This is a genomic window from Nitrosospira sp. Nsp18 (assembly GCF_900103145.1).
Classification (GTDB): domain Bacteria; phylum Pseudomonadota; class Gammaproteobacteria; order Burkholderiales; family Nitrosomonadaceae; genus Nitrosospira.
In genome coordinates, this window is the sequence record NZ_FMWY01000002.1 from 129,713 (window position 1) to 146,161 (window position 16,449).

19 protein-coding genes are annotated in these 16,449 nt (G+C 52.1%); 5 read left to right on the plus strand and 14 right to left on the minus strand.

Annotation, left to right across the window (positions count from 1 at the left end):
- Positions 1-267: 267 nt before the first annotated feature.
- The 11 genes from fabZ to rpsB form a co-directional block, all read right to left on the minus strand.
- A complete protein-coding gene (gene fabZ / locus BLS94_RS01585) occupies positions 268-705 on the minus strand; it encodes a 3-hydroxyacyl-ACP dehydratase FabZ (protein WP_090957475.1) in 438 nt (145 codons plus the stop codon).
- Between the two features lie 104 nt (positions 706-809).
- Positions 810-1,292 carry an OmpH/Skp family outer membrane protein gene (locus tag BLS94_RS01590; RefSeq protein ID WP_072766427.1) on the minus strand — a complete coding sequence of 161 codons (483 nt, stop codon included), beginning with the start codon at positions 1,290-1,292 and terminating at the stop codon, positions 810-812.
- 74 nt (positions 1,293-1,366) lie between these two features.
- A complete protein-coding gene (gene bamA, locus BLS94_RS01595; protein WP_090957476.1) occupies positions 1,367-3,649 on the minus strand; it encodes an outer membrane protein assembly factor BamA in 2,283 nt (760 codons plus the stop codon).
- 3 nt (positions 3,650-3,652) lie between these two features.
- On the minus strand, positions 3,653-5,020 hold the full coding sequence (gene rseP / locus BLS94_RS01600) for an RIP metalloprotease RseP (protein WP_090957477.1): 1,368 nt from the start codon (positions 5,018-5,020) through the stop codon (positions 3,653-3,655).
- 146 nt (positions 5,021-5,166) lie between these two features.
- On the minus strand, positions 5,167-6,354 hold the full coding sequence (gene ispC, locus BLS94_RS01605; RefSeq protein WP_090957478.1) for a 1-deoxy-D-xylulose-5-phosphate reductoisomerase: 1,188 nt from the start codon (positions 6,352-6,354) through the stop codon (positions 5,167-5,169).
- Positions 6,351-7,172 carry a phosphatidate cytidylyltransferase gene (locus BLS94_RS01610; protein ID WP_072766430.1) on the minus strand — a complete coding sequence of 274 codons (822 nt, stop codon included), beginning with the start codon at positions 7,170-7,172 and terminating at the stop codon, positions 6,351-6,353. Before BLS94_RS01610 ends, ispC begins: the two co-directional genes overlap by 4 nt.
- Before the next feature lie 47 nt (positions 7,173-7,219).
- Complete coding sequence (gene uppS / locus BLS94_RS01615; protein ID WP_072766431.1) at positions 7,220-8,017, minus strand: polyprenyl diphosphate synthase; 798 nt, start codon at positions 8,015-8,017, stop codon at positions 7,220-7,222.
- Positions 8,018-8,120: 103 nt separating this feature from the next.
- Positions 8,121-8,678, minus strand: coding sequence for a ribosome recycling factor (frr, locus tag BLS94_RS01620; protein ID WP_072766432.1), 558 nt, complete (start codon positions 8,676-8,678; stop codon positions 8,121-8,123).
- A gap of 100 nt (positions 8,679-8,778) precedes the next feature.
- Positions 8,779-9,495 carry a UMP kinase gene (pyrH, locus tag BLS94_RS01625; protein ID WP_072766433.1) on the minus strand — a complete coding sequence of 239 codons (717 nt, stop codon included), beginning with the start codon at positions 9,493-9,495 and terminating at the stop codon, positions 8,779-8,781.
- Positions 9,496-9,508: 13 nt separating this feature from the next.
- On the minus strand, positions 9,509-10,426 hold the full coding sequence (tsf, locus tag BLS94_RS01630) for a translation elongation factor Ts (protein WP_090957479.1): 918 nt from the start codon (positions 10,424-10,426) through the stop codon (positions 9,509-9,511).
- Between the two features lie 103 nt (positions 10,427-10,529).
- Positions 10,530-11,270: a 30S ribosomal protein S2 gene (gene rpsB / locus BLS94_RS01635; protein ID WP_072766435.1), complete on the minus strand. Its 741-nt coding sequence runs from the start codon at positions 11,268-11,270 to the stop codon at positions 10,530-10,532.
- Between the two features lie 476 nt (positions 11,271-11,746).
- Between rpsB and BLS94_RS01640 the strand changes: the two genes are divergently transcribed.
- The 5 genes from BLS94_RS01640 (at position 11,747) to BLS94_RS01660 (ending at position 14,325) form a co-directional block, all read left to right on the plus strand.
- The gene (locus BLS94_RS01640) at positions 11,747-12,157 is read left to right on the plus strand and encodes an ElaB/YgaM/YqjD family protein (protein ID WP_072766436.1); all 411 of its coding nucleotides are present in this window, start codon (positions 11,747-11,749) and stop codon (positions 12,155-12,157) included.
- Between the two features lie 40 nt (positions 12,158-12,197).
- Complete coding sequence (locus BLS94_RS01645; RefSeq protein WP_090957480.1) at positions 12,198-12,566, plus strand: phage holin family protein; 369 nt, start codon at positions 12,198-12,200, stop codon at positions 12,564-12,566.
- On the plus strand, positions 12,563-12,910 hold the full coding sequence (locus BLS94_RS01650; RefSeq protein ID WP_090957481.1) for a hypothetical protein: 348 nt from the start codon (positions 12,563-12,565) through the stop codon (positions 12,908-12,910). The genes BLS94_RS01645 and BLS94_RS01650 overlap by 4 nt, the downstream gene beginning before the upstream one ends.
- A gap of 231 nt (positions 12,911-13,141) precedes the next feature.
- Positions 13,142-13,435, plus strand: a complete 294-nt coding sequence (locus tag BLS94_RS01655; RefSeq protein WP_176767762.1) for an EF-hand domain-containing protein — start codon at positions 13,142-13,144, stop codon at positions 13,433-13,435.
- Between the two features lie 383 nt (positions 13,436-13,818).
- A complete protein-coding gene (locus BLS94_RS01660) occupies positions 13,819-14,325 on the plus strand; it encodes a shikimate kinase (RefSeq protein WP_256325237.1) in 507 nt (168 codons plus the stop codon).
- A gap of 109 nt (positions 14,326-14,434) precedes the next feature.
- Here the strand turns inward: BLS94_RS01660 and def are convergent, their stop codons facing one another.
- The 3 genes from def to BLS94_RS01675 form a co-directional block, all read right to left on the minus strand.
- Complete coding sequence (gene def, locus BLS94_RS01665; RefSeq protein ID WP_090957483.1) at positions 14,435-14,968, minus strand: peptide deformylase; 534 nt, start codon at positions 14,966-14,968, stop codon at positions 14,435-14,437.
- Entirely contained in the window at positions 14,958-15,704 is a 747-nt protein-coding gene (locus BLS94_RS01670; RefSeq protein ID WP_072766441.1) for an S-methyl-5'-thioinosine phosphorylase, read from the minus strand. Before BLS94_RS01670 ends, def begins: the two co-directional genes overlap by 11 nt.
- Positions 15,705-15,862: 158 nt before the next feature.
- Positions 15,863-16,408 carry a hypoxanthine-guanine phosphoribosyltransferase gene (locus BLS94_RS01675; RefSeq protein ID WP_090957484.1) on the minus strand — a complete coding sequence of 182 codons (546 nt, stop codon included), beginning with the start codon at positions 16,406-16,408 and terminating at the stop codon, positions 15,863-15,865.
- Positions 16,409-16,449 lie beyond the last annotated feature (41 nt).

Sequence of the window (16,449 nt, forward strand, 5' to 3'; positions counted from 1 at the left end):
CGAAGCGGGATGCGGGCGCCCCCTTGCGTGTGGAGCGCGATCGCGGCATCCCCTGCGCTGCCCGATCCCCGCTTCGCGGGGCCCCTCGGGCGACGCTTCGGGGCGCCGTTCCATTCCAAGAAGTTGCAACGCAGCCATGTGCCCCAAAAACTGTGCAATTCTTCCCGTAGCGACCTCACCCGGAAGGTGAGCGTCAAATAATCTGAGATATTGTTATTGATCATGACACTGATATGTTAAATGAGCGGTCAGCTACCGGATTTAGGATTATTCCTTGCGGCGCATTGTGCACATCAGCTCAGCCACGGCAACAGTCCGGCCTTCCACTTCCGCTTGGGCAGAATATTTCCAGATTCCAATCCTCTCCCGCAAAATCGTGGCCTTGAGTATCAGCTGGTCCCCCGGCACTACCGGCCTTTTGAAGCGGGCGCCATCTATGCCCACAAAATAGTAAACCGAATTCTCGTCGGCTTCCAGATTCGCCGTCTTGAGCGTCAGGATAGCCGCCGCTTGTGCCAGTGCTTCGATTATGAGAACGCCCGGCATCACTGGATAGTGGGGAAAATGACCACCGAAGAACGGCTCGTTAATGGTCACGTTCTTGAGTGCGGTGATGCTCTTTCCCGGATCGCAGGTTAAAACGCGATCAACAAGTAAAAAAGGATAGCGATGAGGGAGGTACTTTAAGATTTCCTGAATATCCATGATGCGTAATATTTCCTGGGTCCGTAATAATGACAGTTTGGATAAGCAATGCCGGTCCCACGTATTTCGGCCGTGGAATTGGCAGGGCCCCTGCTTTTTACTTTTTACTTGTCAGCCAGCGCCTTGATCACCTTCTCGGTGATGTCGACACGTGGACTGCGGTAAACGAGATCGCGCAAGGGCAATATCAAGTCGTACTTTTCTGCCTCCGCGATTATTTGAATGGCTTTACTGGCGGTTAACTGAAGCGTGGCGACTTCATCGTTCTGGCGCAGGCTCAGGTCTTCGCGCATTTGCCGTTGAGCGCGCTGAAGTTCGCGGTTAAGGGTGGCAAGTTCGCGCTCCTTGCTGCGCCGGTCCGCTTCTGGCATCGTTTTTCCCTCATTTTCAAGAAGGTCCTGCAGCGCCTTGGCCTGTAAAGCCAGCTTCTTGATTTCATGGTCGCGTGGCAAGAATTCCTTTTCTATTTTTTTCAGCGCCCTTACCGCAGGCGCTGATTCGGCTAGAATTCTCTCGGTATCGACAACACCTATCTTGATCTCATCCGCAAGGGCGCCCGCCGATCCCCAGGCAGATGCAAGGATCATGCATGCTGCCGCCGTTAAAGTTCTTAGCCTTAGAACCTTTTGTTTCAATTTTATCTCCGGATTGTTCATTTAATTTAGAACTGCTGCCCAAATTGAAACTGAAACCGCTGCAAACTGTCGCCCGGTTTATCATTCAAAGGTTGTGCGGCACTGACTTTAAGTGGTCCCATCGGTGAAATCCACATTACCGCGACTCCCGCCGAATAACGCAAGCCTTCCTGCTGCGGCCTTTCTCCATCAGGACCCCAGACCGAGCCGCCGTCAAGAAATACGCTCAGGCGCACTGTTCGATCGTTTTTCATGCCGGGCATCGGGAACAGTACCTCCACGCTGCCTACACCGCGCTTATTGCCCCCGAGCGCTCTATTGGACGCGTCACGTGGACCCAACGAACTGATGTTATAGCCTCGAACCGAGGTATTGCCACCGGCAAAAAAATTCTTGAAGAAGGGAAGATCCTTTCCATTGTACCCGTCGCCGTATCCGAACTCGCCCTTCAACATAAGAGTAAAGATTTTCGTAATAGGATAATACCAACTAAGGTCATAACTCACTTTATAATAGGTCAAATCGCCTCCCGGCAGACCTGCTTCAGCAAATACCCGCTGTGTGGTGCCTTCGGTCGTCCAGATGGCGCTATTGCGGCCATCGCGCCGCCAGCTGAGCGTTAGAGGTATATTGATGGTGCTCCGCCCGAATTTTTCCACAAAATTGATGTTGCGCTGGGGACTGTTGGCGCCTAGATCGATTACAGTATTTTCGATCCCCAGTCCACCTATAACCCTGTCGTTTTCGTTGACCGGCATGCCAAAGCGTACACCGGCGCCGGTGGTGTCGGTATTGAAGTTCATCACGGATGACAGCGAACTCGTATTCAGGACTCGCTTATAAAGATCGAACCCGGCGTTAATGCCGTCGCGGGTGAAATAAGGATCGGTATAAGATAACGAGTAGGTCTTGTTTACACGACCGGTATTGATCATGAGATTGACAAGTTTACCTGTACCGAAAATGTTGTCCTGGGCAATGGAACCGCTCAGTATCAGTCCCTCCATATTGGAATAACCCGCTCCAAACATTACCGCGCCTGTGGGCTTTTCCTTAACCTCGACGTTCACGTCAATCTGATCGGTGGCGCCTGAAACCGCCGGGGTTTCAAGGCTGACGGAATTGAAATAATTCAGGCGGTCTATACGAGTCTTGGACTGATTAATCTTGCTGGTCGAATACCATCCGCCTTCGAATTGGCGCATTTCCCGACGTATTACTTCATCCCGCGTACGGTTATTGCCCGTTATGTTGATACGCCTTACGTACACCCTCCGCCCAGGATCTATAAAAAAAGTAAACGCTACCTGTTGCTTTTCCTTATCCAGTTGAGGCGACGCGTTGATATTTGCAAATGCATAACCATCATCGCCAAGCCGATCGGTAATGAGCTTGATGGATTCAGTCAGCTGCTCACGTGAAAAAACAGCACCTTCTTCAATTTTTATAAGCTTGCGCAATTCTTCTTCCGGTACCAGCAGTTCGCCAGCCAGTTTTATCTCGGACACCTTATATTGCGGACCCTCAGCGATATTTACCGTAATATAAATGTCCTGCATGTCGGCAGTGATCGATACTTGGGTGGATTCAACGCTGAACTCAAGATAGCCGCGATTGAGATAGTAGGATCGTAATGACTCAAGATCAGCGGAAAGCTTCTGTTTCGAATACTGATCCTCCTTGGTGAACCATGTTAGCAGACCAGGCGTCCTCAATACGAACGCGCTCAGGAGCTCTTTTTCCTTGAAAGCCCTGTTCCCAACGATATTGATCTTGCGAATTTTGGCGGTCTTGCCTTCATCCACATGGAAATTGATTCCGATGCGGTTACGTTCAAGGGGCGTTGTGGTAGTGGTGATTTTTACCGCGTATTTGCCACGGCTGAGGTATTGCTGCTTGAGTTCGTGCTCGGCTCGTTCCAGCACCGAGCGATCGAATATCCGCGATTCCGCCAACCCGGCCTGTTTCAGGCCTTCCTTCAGTTTCTCCTTCTCGAATTCCTTCGCGCCAATAATGCTGATCTGTGCAATAGCGGGGCGCTCTTCAACCACCACTATCAAAATGCCGTTTTCAGATTCGAGTCGCACATCCTTGAAAAAGCCGGTGGCATAGAGCACTTTGATGGCTGCTGCGGCCTTTTCATCGTCAAGCGTGTCTCCCACCTTTACGGGAAGATAACTGAACACTGTCCCAGCCTCGGTTCGCTGTATGCCTTCCACCCGTATGTCTTTCACTACGAATGGCTCACGCGCCCATGAAACCGAAGCGCAGAAGGCAGAAACAAGCGCGACGAGATACCTGACTTTCATACTTTAACTGGGGATAAGCCGGCTGATATCGTTGTATATGGCAAAAGCCATCAGGACAAATAACAATACCATCCCGACCTGCTGACCCATTTCGATAGCTTTCGCAGAAACAGGACTGCCTTTGACGATTTCGATCACATAATACATTAAATGCCCCCCGTCCAGTATGGGAATAGGTAACAGGTTCAGCACACCCAGACTGATGCTGATGAGGGCGACAAAGCCCAGGTAGGATGACAGGCCCATCTGCGCCGATTTGCCTGCGTAGTCGGCAATTGTGATGGGACCGCTCACGTTCTTCCAGGACACTTCACCCGCAACCATTTTCCACATCATATGCAAAGTAAATATCGATGTTTCCCAGGTTTTGCTTATGGCCTTAGCCATGGCTGTGCCCGCCGGATAGCTGACTTCTATGAGCAGCTTCTTCAACTCGTCATGATCGATTTGGGGTCCAATACCAATTTTGCCGATTTTCTCCCCGCTGTCGGTGGTTGTATCGGGAATGACTTCCATGCTCAGCGTTGTTTCATTACGACGGATATCCAGCATGAGCGGAATTCCCGGACCGGCCCGTATCTTTTGCACCAGATCTTCCCAAAGCGTAATCCGCTTACCGTCTACCGCCAGAATCTCATCGCCCGCCTGCAAGCCGGCACGGCTACCTGCGCTATCCGGCGTGACCTGTGAAATAATGGGTTTCACTGCGGGTTGATAGCTGCTCAAGCCGACCTTCTTCAGAAAATCGCCGTCCAGGTCATCGGCATCAATGCCGCTGAAATCTATTCTCCGCAAGACAAGTTGTCCGTGTGCATCAAGCGTCTCCACGGCCACGGCAGGTGACCTTTCAACCGCATTCGACAACAACAGCCAGCGAGCGTCCTGCCAGGTAATGACGGGTTCTGCTTCGATTTTTACGATAGTGTCCCCCTTCTCAAAGCCTGCAACCGCTGCTGGTGTTGCAGGTGCGACGGGCCCCAGGACGGGTTTCATAGCGCTGACGCCGAGCACGAACAGGAACCAGTAAAGCACGATTGCCAGAAGAAAATTGGCAATAGGTCCTGCCGCGACAACCGCAAGCCGATGTGCCACAGACTTGCGGTTGAAGGCTCGCGTCAGTTCCTCGGGCGGAACGGCACCCTCGCTTTCATCAAGCATCTTCACGTAACCGCCGAGAGGAAAAGCCGCTACTACCCACTCGGTTTGGTCTTTTCCCCAGCGCTTCCGTAATAAAGGCTGACCGAAGCCGATCGAAAAACGCAGCACCTTTATTCCACACCAGCGCGCTACCAGAAAGTGGCCAAATTCATGAAATACGATCAGTAGCCCTAAGGCAACAACGAAAGCAACAATGGTAAAAATGAATGTCATGCGGTATGCCGGCTGCTAACGCGGCCCAGGGGAGCTTCAAATATCCGGAAGAAATGGCTTGCTGTCTTCCGCAAAGCGGGATGGCAGCGTGATCGGTGAGAAATGATCAGGTTGGCGTCAGGCACAACGGGAGAAAAGACGGTACTTTATGCCAGGCACGTCAGCCACTCATGTGCAGCTTCACGCGCTATGCTATCCGCATCAAGCACGTCATCAAGGGTGGCGATATCCTGGTGGCCGATGGTCTGCATCACGTCTTCAATCATGGCCGGGATCGCGGTAAAAGGCATTTTACATGTCAGAAAAGACTCTACCGCTACTTCGTTGGCTGCGTTAAGTATCGCTGGTGCGCTTCCGCCGGTAGCCAGCGCCTGGTATGCAAGCCTCAAGCAGGGGAAGCGTTTAAAATCCGGGGCCTCGAAATCCAGTCGGCCGACTTTGAACATATCCAGAGGTGTCACACCCGTTTCAATCCGGTCCGGAAAACCCAGGGCATGTGCAATCGGCGTACGCATGTCCGGATTACCAAGCTGTGCCAATACCGAACCATCCACGTATTCAACCATGGAATGAATGATGCTTTGCGGATGAATCACTACCTGGATTTGGTCCGGGGAAGCCTCAAACAGCCAATGCGCCTCAATGACTTCCAGCCCCTTGTTCATCATGGTAGCGGAGTCGACTGAAATCTTCCGCCCCATTACCCAGTTGGGATGAGCGCATGCCTGCCCCGGCGTTACCTGCTCCAGCGAGCTCAGCGGAGATTGCCGAAACGGCCCCCCGGATGCCGTCAGTAAAATGCGGCGTACCCCGATTGCACCTAAATCACCATTGAAATGCTGCGGTAGCGATTGAAAAATCGCATTATGTTCGCTATCAATCGGCAGTAGAGTAGCGTTATTTTCTTTGACCACATCCATAAAAATCCGCCCCGCCATGACCATGGTTTCCTTGTTGGCGAGCAGCACCTGCTTGCCTGCACGGGCGGCGGCAAACGTGGGACGTATGCCCGCCGCACCCACGATCGCGGCCATCACGGTATCGACTTCTGCTAGCGACGCCACTTTTTCCAGAGACTCGACACCGCAGAGCACTTCGGTAGCAAGCCCTGCCGCACGCGCTTCGGTCTGCAACCATTCAGCGCTCGCTTCCTCAAGCAGGACTGCATAACGGGGCTGAAAGCGACGACATTGCTCCAGCATTTTTTTGGCGCTCTTGTTGGCAGCAAGGGCAACGATACGAAACCGGTCAGGATGGCGTGAAACCACGTCAAGCGTACTTACGCCGATGCTACCGGTAGAACCAAGAATAGTGAGGTGACGAACTGCTATCATAATTCGGACTGTAACAATAGAAGTGACAAAACGGCCAGGGGCAGGGTTGAAGTCAGGGCATCAATACGGTCAAGTATACCACCGTGGCCGGGCAAAATATTTCCGCTATCCTTGAGTCCGGCATGACGTTTCATCATGGATTCGAACAAATCTCCGATGATTCCCATGGCGGCTAGTAAAAGTAGCAGCGGTATCAGTAACCTGGCTGGAACTTCGTCTCCCCCCGCATAACTCCATATCAGCGCATAAATAAACACCGCGGCCAGCGCTCCCGCCACGCCTTCCCAAGTCTTTCCCGGGCTGATAGCGGGCGCAAGCTTATGCTTTCCCCAGGCACGTCCGGAAAAATACGCCGCGGTATCGGATATCCAGACGGTGGACATGAACCCCAGCAGGAGAAGCGGATCGATGGACCGTAACTGGTACAGGGCAAAACACGTCGGCAGTAGCAGCAACCAACCCGTCAATGCCAGCAAGGCCGTATTTCCGATCGGACGTTTTGATCTCAGCAAAAACGGAACGCCCAGCGTCCAGAACACCAGTGATGCGACGTAAATCCATAGAAATGACGTGGTATACGGATCAGCTAAAACGGCGCCGCTAAGCAGGAATAGCAATTCACCCGTCAGCAACACCGTAAATAAAAGATAACCGATGGAATGCTTGAGGGAAAACTTTGCGAGCCGGGTCCATTCCAATGAGCCTGCGGCAGTCAAGATAAGCAGCAATGCCATCCAGAAAATAGGCGACAGGTAAAATAATGCCGCAAGGAAAAGGCATAATATAATGACGGCGGTGAAAATCCGAGCCCTAAGCATGACTGGGAAGGTAAAGAAGAAACGGCACGGATGGAAAGGTGTAGAAGTTATGCCGTTTTTTTGACGACAGCTTCTCTTCCTCCATGACCGGGTGGCGTCGTTTGAAGTTGTTCGCTGGTGCGCCCAAACCGGCGTTCACGCTGTTGATAAGACTGGATCGCGAGGTCCAGCGCACGCGCATCAAAATCCGGCCACAACGTATCGGTGAAATAAAGCTCGGTATAAGCTAATTGCCATAACAGAAAATTGCTGATGCGTTTTTCGCCGCCGGTACGGATAAATAGATCCGGTTCGGGAGCATAGTTCAAAGCAAAATGCTTCATCAAATCATTTTCGTCAAAAGAAGCAGCCAATTGCGGGTGTTGCTCCAGCATTTTCCGAACAGCCTGCATCATATCCCAGCGCCCGCCGTAATTGGCCGCAATGGTAAGTGTAAATCGATTGTTCCCTGCTGTAAGCGCCTCCCCATTGCGAACAAATTCGACTATTTTTTGATCAAATTTGGACAAATCGCCGATCACTTTGAAGCAAATGCCGTTCTCGTGCAGTTTGGTAACCTCCTGCTCGAGCACGCTGATGAAAAGCTGCATCAGGAATGCGACCTCGTCCGTCGGCCTGCGCCAATTTTCGCTACTGAAAGCGAATAAGGTGAGATATTCCACCCCGCGCTCTATACAAGCCTTGATCGCTGTGCGAACTGTTTCCACCCCGCGTTTATGCCCAGCCATCCGCGGCATGAAGCGATTTTTCGCCCAACGGCCATTGCCGTCCATGATGATGGCGATATGTCGCGGAATCAGGCCGGTTTCAGGTATTTCCCGAGTTGAACTGGTGGTAACGGGCATGGGGATACGGTTGAGTCAAGGACATTTAAAATCCGGTAATGCGTAGCACCGTTCGCAAAAGCGGACGCTTACCTCCGCAATACCTTGTGCAGGCTGCTTAACCTCAGATCGCCATCAGTTCGGCTTCCTTGATCTGCAGAAGTTTGTCTATTTCCGCGATATAACGGTCGGTGATTTTCTGAATCTCATCCTGTCCGCGGCGTTCATCATCCTCAGCTATTTCTTTTTCCTTCAGCAGATCCTTCAGGTGCGTATTTGCGTCACGGCGGATATTTCGCACCGCCACCCGCGCGGTTTCACCCTCATGCTTAACCACTTTGGTGAGATCACGACGACGTTCTTCAGTGAGCGCGGGCATGGGTACGCGGATCAACTCGCCTACAGTGACAGGATTTAGCCCCAGATCGGAGCTTCGAATCGCTTTTTCAATCGCACCCAGCATTTTCTTTTCCCATGGCGCGACGGTGATGGTGCGCGCATCCGCCAGGTTGACGTTCGCGACCTGATTGATGAGCGTCGGTGCGCCATAATAGTCGACCGTAACATGATCCAGCAGACCCGTGTGAGCCCGCCCGGTCCGTATCTTGCCCAGGTCCAGTTTCAGCGCATCCAGACTCTTCTGCATTTTTTGTTCAGCGGATTTTTTTATCTCGGCGATCATGATTGTCGTTTACGGAATAACGGAATTTTGCACTGATCGTTGACAGTCCCTATTTTACGGATGATTACAATGGTGTTAAGCAGTAAAAATGTAGACCATTTCAAGCCTGCACCAACGTTCCCTCATCTTCCCCCATCACCACCCGTTTCAGCGCACCCGGCTTGAATATGCTGAATACATTGAGTGGCAACTTCTGATCGCGGCATAAGGTCAATGCCGTCGCATCCATCACCTTGAGATTCTTGGCAATGGCCACATCAAACGATAGCTTTTGATAGCGGATGGCGTCGGCATTCGTCTTGGGATCAGTGGTATAAACGCCATCCACCTTGGTGCCCTTGAGTACAATATCGACGTTCATTTCCATCCCGCGTAGCGCGGCAGCAGTATCGGTCGTGAAAAAAGGATTGCCTGTACCGGCGGCAAAAATCACCACCTTCCCGGTCTCCAGATAACGTATGGCCTTCCCACGGATATAAGGCTCCACGACTTGATCAATTCGCAACGCGGACTGTACCCGACTTACTAAACCGCCGCGGCGCATGGCATCCTGCAGCGCCAGGGCATTCATGACCGTAGCCAGCATCCCCATGTAATCCGCGGTGGCGCGATCCATCCCATCTTCAGCGGACGTTATTCCTCGAAAGATATTGCCACCGCCAATTACCACGGCCACCTGGACGCCCAACTGAATTACGTCGGTGATCTCGGCTACGATTCGTTCAATTACCGCCCGATTGATGCCATAGCTATCATCGCCCATAAGAGCTTCACCGGAGAGCTTCAGCAGAATACGCTTGTAGGAGGCGATCGTCATGAATAATGAATAATTAATTTGGCTGATTTGACTGCGATGTGTTGTCTTCTTTGGCCTGGTTTACTTGCGCCATCACTTCGGCGGCAAAATCGCCAGTTTTCTTTTCGATACCCTCACCCACGATAAACAGGGTAAAGCCATTAACCTTCGCAGACTTTGCGGTAAGTAGTTTCTCCACGGTCTGATCGGGATTCTTGACGAATGGCTGGCCTAGAAGAGTAACTTCAGCAAGGTATTTGACAACACGCCCATCAACCATCTTTGTGACGATATCGGCAGGCTTACCGCTTTCCTCCGCCTGTGCCGTATAGATTTGCCTTTCGCGCGCCAGCAACTCGGGTGACACCTGCTCGCTTGACACGCATATCGGTTTGCTGGCCGCGATGTGCATCGCCAAATCCTTGCCTAGCGCCTGGTCACCCCCCGTATAATCAACCATTACGCCAATTTTTGCACCGTGCAAGTATGAAGCAAGATGCCCCTGCGTTACATGTCGCGCGAAACGGCGCAGGCTGATGTTTTCGCCTAATTTCATTATCAAGGCTTCCCGGAACTCATCCACGTTTTCCCCGCCCGGCAGCGCAGCGCTCGCCAATGCTTCGGTATCGGCTAAATTTTTCGTCGCTGCCAACTGCGCAAGATCGCGGACAAAACCGATAAAGTCTTCATTTCGGGCGACAAAATCGGTTTCGCAATTGACTTCCACCAAGGCGCCGCTCTTGCCATCTGGCGTAATATACGCCGCCACCATTCCTTCCGCCGCAACACGCGCGGCGGCCTTGCTCGCCTTGGCGCCACTCTTGATGCGTAGCAGATCCTCCGCCGCTTTAATGTCCCCGCCGGCTTCAGTCAACGCTTTCTTGCATTCCATCATGCCTAGACCGGTCATGTCGCGCAATTCCTTCACCCTTTTTGCGGTGATGTCCGCCATATTCACTCCAGATATAATTTGTTAAAGTAGCCGGGCGTTGATCATATCGCCAGCGTTGCCTGCGCAGAGGAAAACCCATCTGGCCAGCTAACAGCAGCCCCTGTTATTCCGCGGCTATTGCCTCATCCGCCTCTGCCAGCTCATTTTTAACGATCTCCTGCATGGCCTGATTGCGCCCTTCCAGAATCGCATCGGCGACACCACGTGCATAAAGGCGTATCGCCTGGCTGGAATCGTCATTACCAGGGATAACATAGTTCAACCCCTCAGGGCTGTGGTTGGTGTCCACCACGCCGACTATCGGTATGCCGAGCTTCTTGGCCTCGGTAATCGCTCCTTTCTGGTAACCGACATCGATCACAAACATGGCATCGGGCAAGCCTTTCATGTTCTTGATACCGCCTAGGCTGCGATCGAGCTTTTCCAGATCGCGCTGGATATCCAGCGCTTCTTTCTTGGAAAGCTTGTCGAGAGTGCCATCCTCAGCCATCGCCTCCATATCATGTAAACGCTTGACCGATAGCTTTATCGTCTTGAAGTTGGTGAGCATCCCGCCGAGCCAGCGCTGATCGACATAGGGAGCACCGCAGCGGAGGGCTTCCTCACGCACAATATCGCGCGCCTGGCGTTTGGTGCCGACAAACAGAATATTGCCCTTGTTGGCCGATAACTGGCGCACATAGTTCATCGCATCCTGGTACATCGTCAGGGTTTTTTCGAGATTGATGATGTGTATCTTGTTGCGATGGCCGAAAATGTACTGTGCCATCTTGGGATTCCAGAAACGGGTCTGATGCCCGAAATGGACACCCGCCTCGAGCATTTGTCGCATGGTTACTGACATGAATTTCTCCTGTGGGGTTGAGCCTCTATCCGCCATAGTCGCTCTCCTGAAGAGCACCCTATTTGAAACAGACGGATATGCGAATTTAAGCTGGCTTACGAAAAATTCATCCTGGAACTTGGGGACCAATTAACCGCAAAGCCAGATTAGCGCGAAATTATATCATTTTTGCCGGGATTCACTCAATTTGAACCCGCGAAATGCGATATATAACTCTGGCGTGCGTTACGTTTCGTGCGCGGAAGGGCCTATATGTTTAGGCCTCGGAAGAGAAATAGCAGGATTCCGTTGATAACGATTCGATTATCCTCAATCCAGCAGGACGGGGTGGAGTGAGCGGTCAACGGACGGATTTAGTAGTATGTGTGTCAACGTACATAGCCACGTCAACAATTGTGAGAAACTGATCACTCATGACGAGGCGCTCACAATCGAGTACTGCGTATATCTTCTGACTAACAATTGAAGGAGCCATTATGGAACAGAATACTTCGGATAAGATTGATGACGCAAAAGCCGCGGCAGAAAACATGGCGGACCGGGCCGGCACCGCAGCTCAGCGGGTCGGAAATGCGGCCAAATCCGCAGGTAAGCAGGTGGGTGACGTCGCGAGTGAAGAACTCGCCAATCTCAGAGCCGATCTTGACGACCTGATTTCGCGAATACCCAGCTTATCGGATGTTGACCTCGAGGAAGCCAAGGAAAAACTGATGGCAAAGGTTGCCTCCACGCGTGAAGCGGCGACGGACCTGGCCCACGATGCCCGCGAACAGTTCGACTATGGTGTTGAATGTTCCAAGGAGTGTATAAAGGAGCATCCCCTGCAATCGGTAGGTTACGCCGCCGGCATCGGCTTGCTGATCGGCTTGCTGATGACGCGCCGTTAATTGTCCATCCGGCTCCAGCACCCCAGTCGAGATAATCGCCATGTTTGAGTCCATCAAAAAAGCCAAACAACTCGGAACACTTGCGTTAGAGCGCGTCGACGACTATCTCGAGTTGGTGAAGTTATCAGCGGAGATTCAGGTTCAAAATTGGAAGAAGCAAGTGGTCAGCTATCTAATGGCAGCGCTTTTTTCTGCCTTGAGTCTGATCTTCCTGGGGTTGGCCGTCATCATTACCTGCTGGGACACCCCTTATCGCATACTCTCCGCATGGGGTGTTGCCGGCATTTATACTTTGATAGCTTTTCTGGTTTACGCCGCAGCACCAAAACCGACAGTTTCTGTTTCGGCCTTCGATGTCGTGCGTGATGAATTGCAGCAGGATATAAAGCTAATGAAGGATGTGGTATGAGCACCGCTCTCGAAGATGAACAAAAGGCGCTACTGGAGCGGATGGATGCCAGTCGTAGAAATTATCGATCCAGGTTTGTCCATGAGCATGAAGACGAACAAGTCCATGATACGCATGCGTTCCCGCGTAGCCATACGTTCAAATTCCTAACGCGACATCCGTATTACGTCTCCGGCGCGCTTGTTGCACTGTCGTTGGTTTCACGCGGACGACTGAACAAAGCGGTGAAAGGCGGCGTAGCGCTCACGGCAGGAATGCTGGGCAGCAGCGCAAGAACACTCATTATGCGTCAGGTCCTACCCTCGGTAATAAGTTCGCTACGCTCGCGTAACCACCGCGCATGATTCGGCAACGAAAAAATGCGTATGTGACTATGGCATGGCCGAAACAAGCTGCTTCTGCTTTTTTTGAGGAGAGTTATCATGGGTAAATATATTCTCGCCTGGATTCTGGGCGTACCCGCATTTGTTTTAATAATAGTTTACTTCTTGATGAACTGAGCGATGTTGATCTGCATTGCTGCTCTAGCTGGATTTCTTCTGCTCAGCGCCAGCTACTATCATAAAGGCGGTCCCGTGAGATATTTTTCAACATGCCAGGTCTTCAAACTGCAGTGGTTTGCAATACTGATTGCCAGCGCCGCAGGGCCGGCCTATGCAGAGGCGCCTCCCGAGGGAAACCGGAATACGCCAGAGGCAGTGGCGCCCCCGTGGGAATTATACGACACCGATGAGGATGGTTATATCAGCACTGAAGAAGCAGCGGCACAGAAGATGTCAGCTCGGACTTTTGAAGGTCTGGACATTGACCGGGATGGAAGGCTGAATCAGGATGAGTTCTCTAAGGCGCCTCGCATCAGGTTGAAGTGATATACCCCACTTAAACTTACCCGGACACCTGGTTGTGGGTCGTAGGCTGCGGCTTTCGCCTCCTCGTTCTGCTCTTCTGCTCTTCTGCTCGTTCTGCTCGTTCTGCTGAAAGTTATCTAGTTATCTTGCTTACACCGCCCTTCGACTTGCGAGCGATCGGTAAGCCGAGCCATTGCCATCAAAATACATTCATACTCGATCCGACTTGGCGGGGATTGTTTTAGTCCTTGGCGGTCAAAACCTGAACATATTGTAGTTAACGTGGATCAGGGCATTTCGGCTACAATTCGTGAATGTATGCAATTAAAGCAATAGTGACGCTAGATAATAGGGTAGGCGAGCCCGTCCTGGACGAGACAAGGGGAAATATTTTTCTGGTCGGAATGATGGGAGCGGGAAAAACGACGGTCGGCAGGCTTCTGGCGAATTTTCTGGAAAAAAAGTTTCACGACTCGGATCGGGAAATCCAGAAGCGAACTGGCGTTAGCATACCTCTTATTTTTGAAATTGAGGGAGAGGCTGGTTTCCGCAAGCGGGAAACCGAAATGCTCTCCGAACTGGTGAAAACCGGAAATATTGTGCTTGCCACAGGCGGCGGCGCAGTGTTAAGCGCGGAAAATCGCGAGATGCTGAAGCGTAGCGGCACCGTGATCTACTTGAGAGCCACAATTGATGATTTGTGGCGACGAACGCGACATGATAAGAATCGTCCATTGCTCCAGACTCAGGATCCTCGCACGAAACTGACCGAGCTTTATGCGCAACGGGACCCGCTTTACCGGGAGACAGCGCATATCATCGTTGAAAGCGGAAAACGGAGTGCACGCCATCTTGCGCAACTGCTGGCACAACAACTGGCCTGCTCCGATTTAAGAATGGATGAGATTTGAAAAGAAAAAGTGCTGCAGCAATAATATGCATCGATGTACGTTATTGCTACAGCCCGGCGTTCTATAAATTGGCGGACTGATGAGTAAAGAGGGGGACGGATAGCTCAGCTTACTCGTCCATTGGCGCCTCGTCTGGAAACAGAACATCGGTAAAACCAAATGTACGAAAATCAGTAATACGCATGGGGTAGAGAATGCCCTCCAAATGGTCGCACTCATGTTGTACGACACGGGCGTGGAACCCCTCGACACTCCGATCTATGAATTTACCATGCTGATCCAGGCCCTGATAGCGCACCTTGGTAAAGCGTGGAACCATGCCGCGCATGCCTGGAACACTGAGGCAGCCCTCCCAACCCTGTTCCATGGTTTTTGCCAGCGGTGTTAACTCCGGATTCACCAATACGGTATAGGGCACCTCCTCCGCATCGGGATAGCGCGGATTGCGCTTCACCCCGAAGATTACTACTTGTAGCCCGACTCCAATTTGAGGTGCAGCCAGTCCCGCGCCGTTGAGCGCTTCCATGGTGTCATGCATATCTCGAATCAGGGCCTCGAGCTCGGGGGTACCGAACGCCTCCACTTTGCGGGCCACTTCGAGCAATCCGGGATCGCCCATTCTCAAGACGGGTTTAATCGACATCGAGCTCCACCGCGTGCTCGAGAATATTCCTGACACCGACCATCGCTTTCTCCAGAACAGCATGAGCATCTTCCAGGCGAATTGCATGTACGCTCGTTTTACGTCCCGCGGCATGATTGGCCACTACCGCTATCGCCGCATAACAGAGGCCCAATTCTTTAGCGAGCGCCGCTTCGGGCATACCGGTCATACCTACCATATCTACCCCGTCCCGTTCCATGCGATTGATTTCGGCGGCGGTTTCCAGCCGGGGCCCTTGAGTTGCGCCATAGACGCCACCATCGATTACGTCCTCACCGGCACATCCCGCTGCCTCCAGCAAGCGTCCACGAGTCAATTTGCAATAGGGCTCGGTGAAATCGATGTGAACTACGGACTTGGCTGCGTTGTCGTGATAAGTATACTTGCGACCATGCGTATAATCGATAATCTGATCGGGAATTGCAACCACGCCGGGTGTTAAATCCGAGCGGATACCGCCTACCGAAGCAACAGCTATCACCCGGGTCAGATCCAGTGATTGCAGCGCCCAGAGGTTGGCACGATAATTTACCTCATGAGGCGGAATCGTATGCCCATAGCCATGGCGCGCCAGGAATACGACCTCGTTGCCATTAATCCTCCCGAAAGTCAGGGGGCTCGACGGTTCGCCGTAAGGTGTCGTCATGATGCGCCGATGCGATATTTCAAGACAGGCAAGCTGGGCCATGCCGGTGCCACCGATGATTGCAAGCATGTCTTAGAAATCCAGAAATATTGAAGAGTGCTCGGGCTTGACCGCTTCTAGAAAAAACATGGCTCGTCGGCGCTCACCCCGCAACTTTCGTTCTTTTCGTTCTTGTCGCGCGTTGGCGACGTTAGCGACTTTGCAGATTTCATATTTTCCGGTTTCTCCTACGCCTTCAAGGCGTAAATCGCGGGGAGATTCCGCCACGCGCCATAGATATCCATTCCGAAGCCAAACACAAAACGATCCGGCAGCAGGACACCCACAAAATCCGCGCTGATGGGCTTGGGCTTGCCTATGACTTTCTCAGCAAAAACGGCGCTGTAGAAGGCCGCTGCGCCCTGACCCATGACCCGTTCGCGGATCGCCGCAAGCGTAACCCCCTCATCAAGGACGTCATCCAGCACTAACACTACCCTGTCCCGCACGTTTTCGGGGGGTGATACCTTCCAATTGATTTTACCACCCCGAATTTCATTATCGTAGCGGCTGACGTGAAGATAATCGAAATTGAGCGGAAATTCCAGCAACGGTAGCAATTGACCGGTAAACACCACGGCCCCGCCCATTATGCTCAACACCAGCGGATACCGATGCGATAGTGCCCCAGTAATCTCGACTGCCATTTGTTTGACCGTCTGGGATACCACGTCAGCAGAAAATATCTGCTCCGCTGCACCCAAGATCTTCTTCGCTTCTTCACAAGAAAGCATCGGATCAGTATGGGTATCAGCTAAAATCGTAAAAAGAAAAA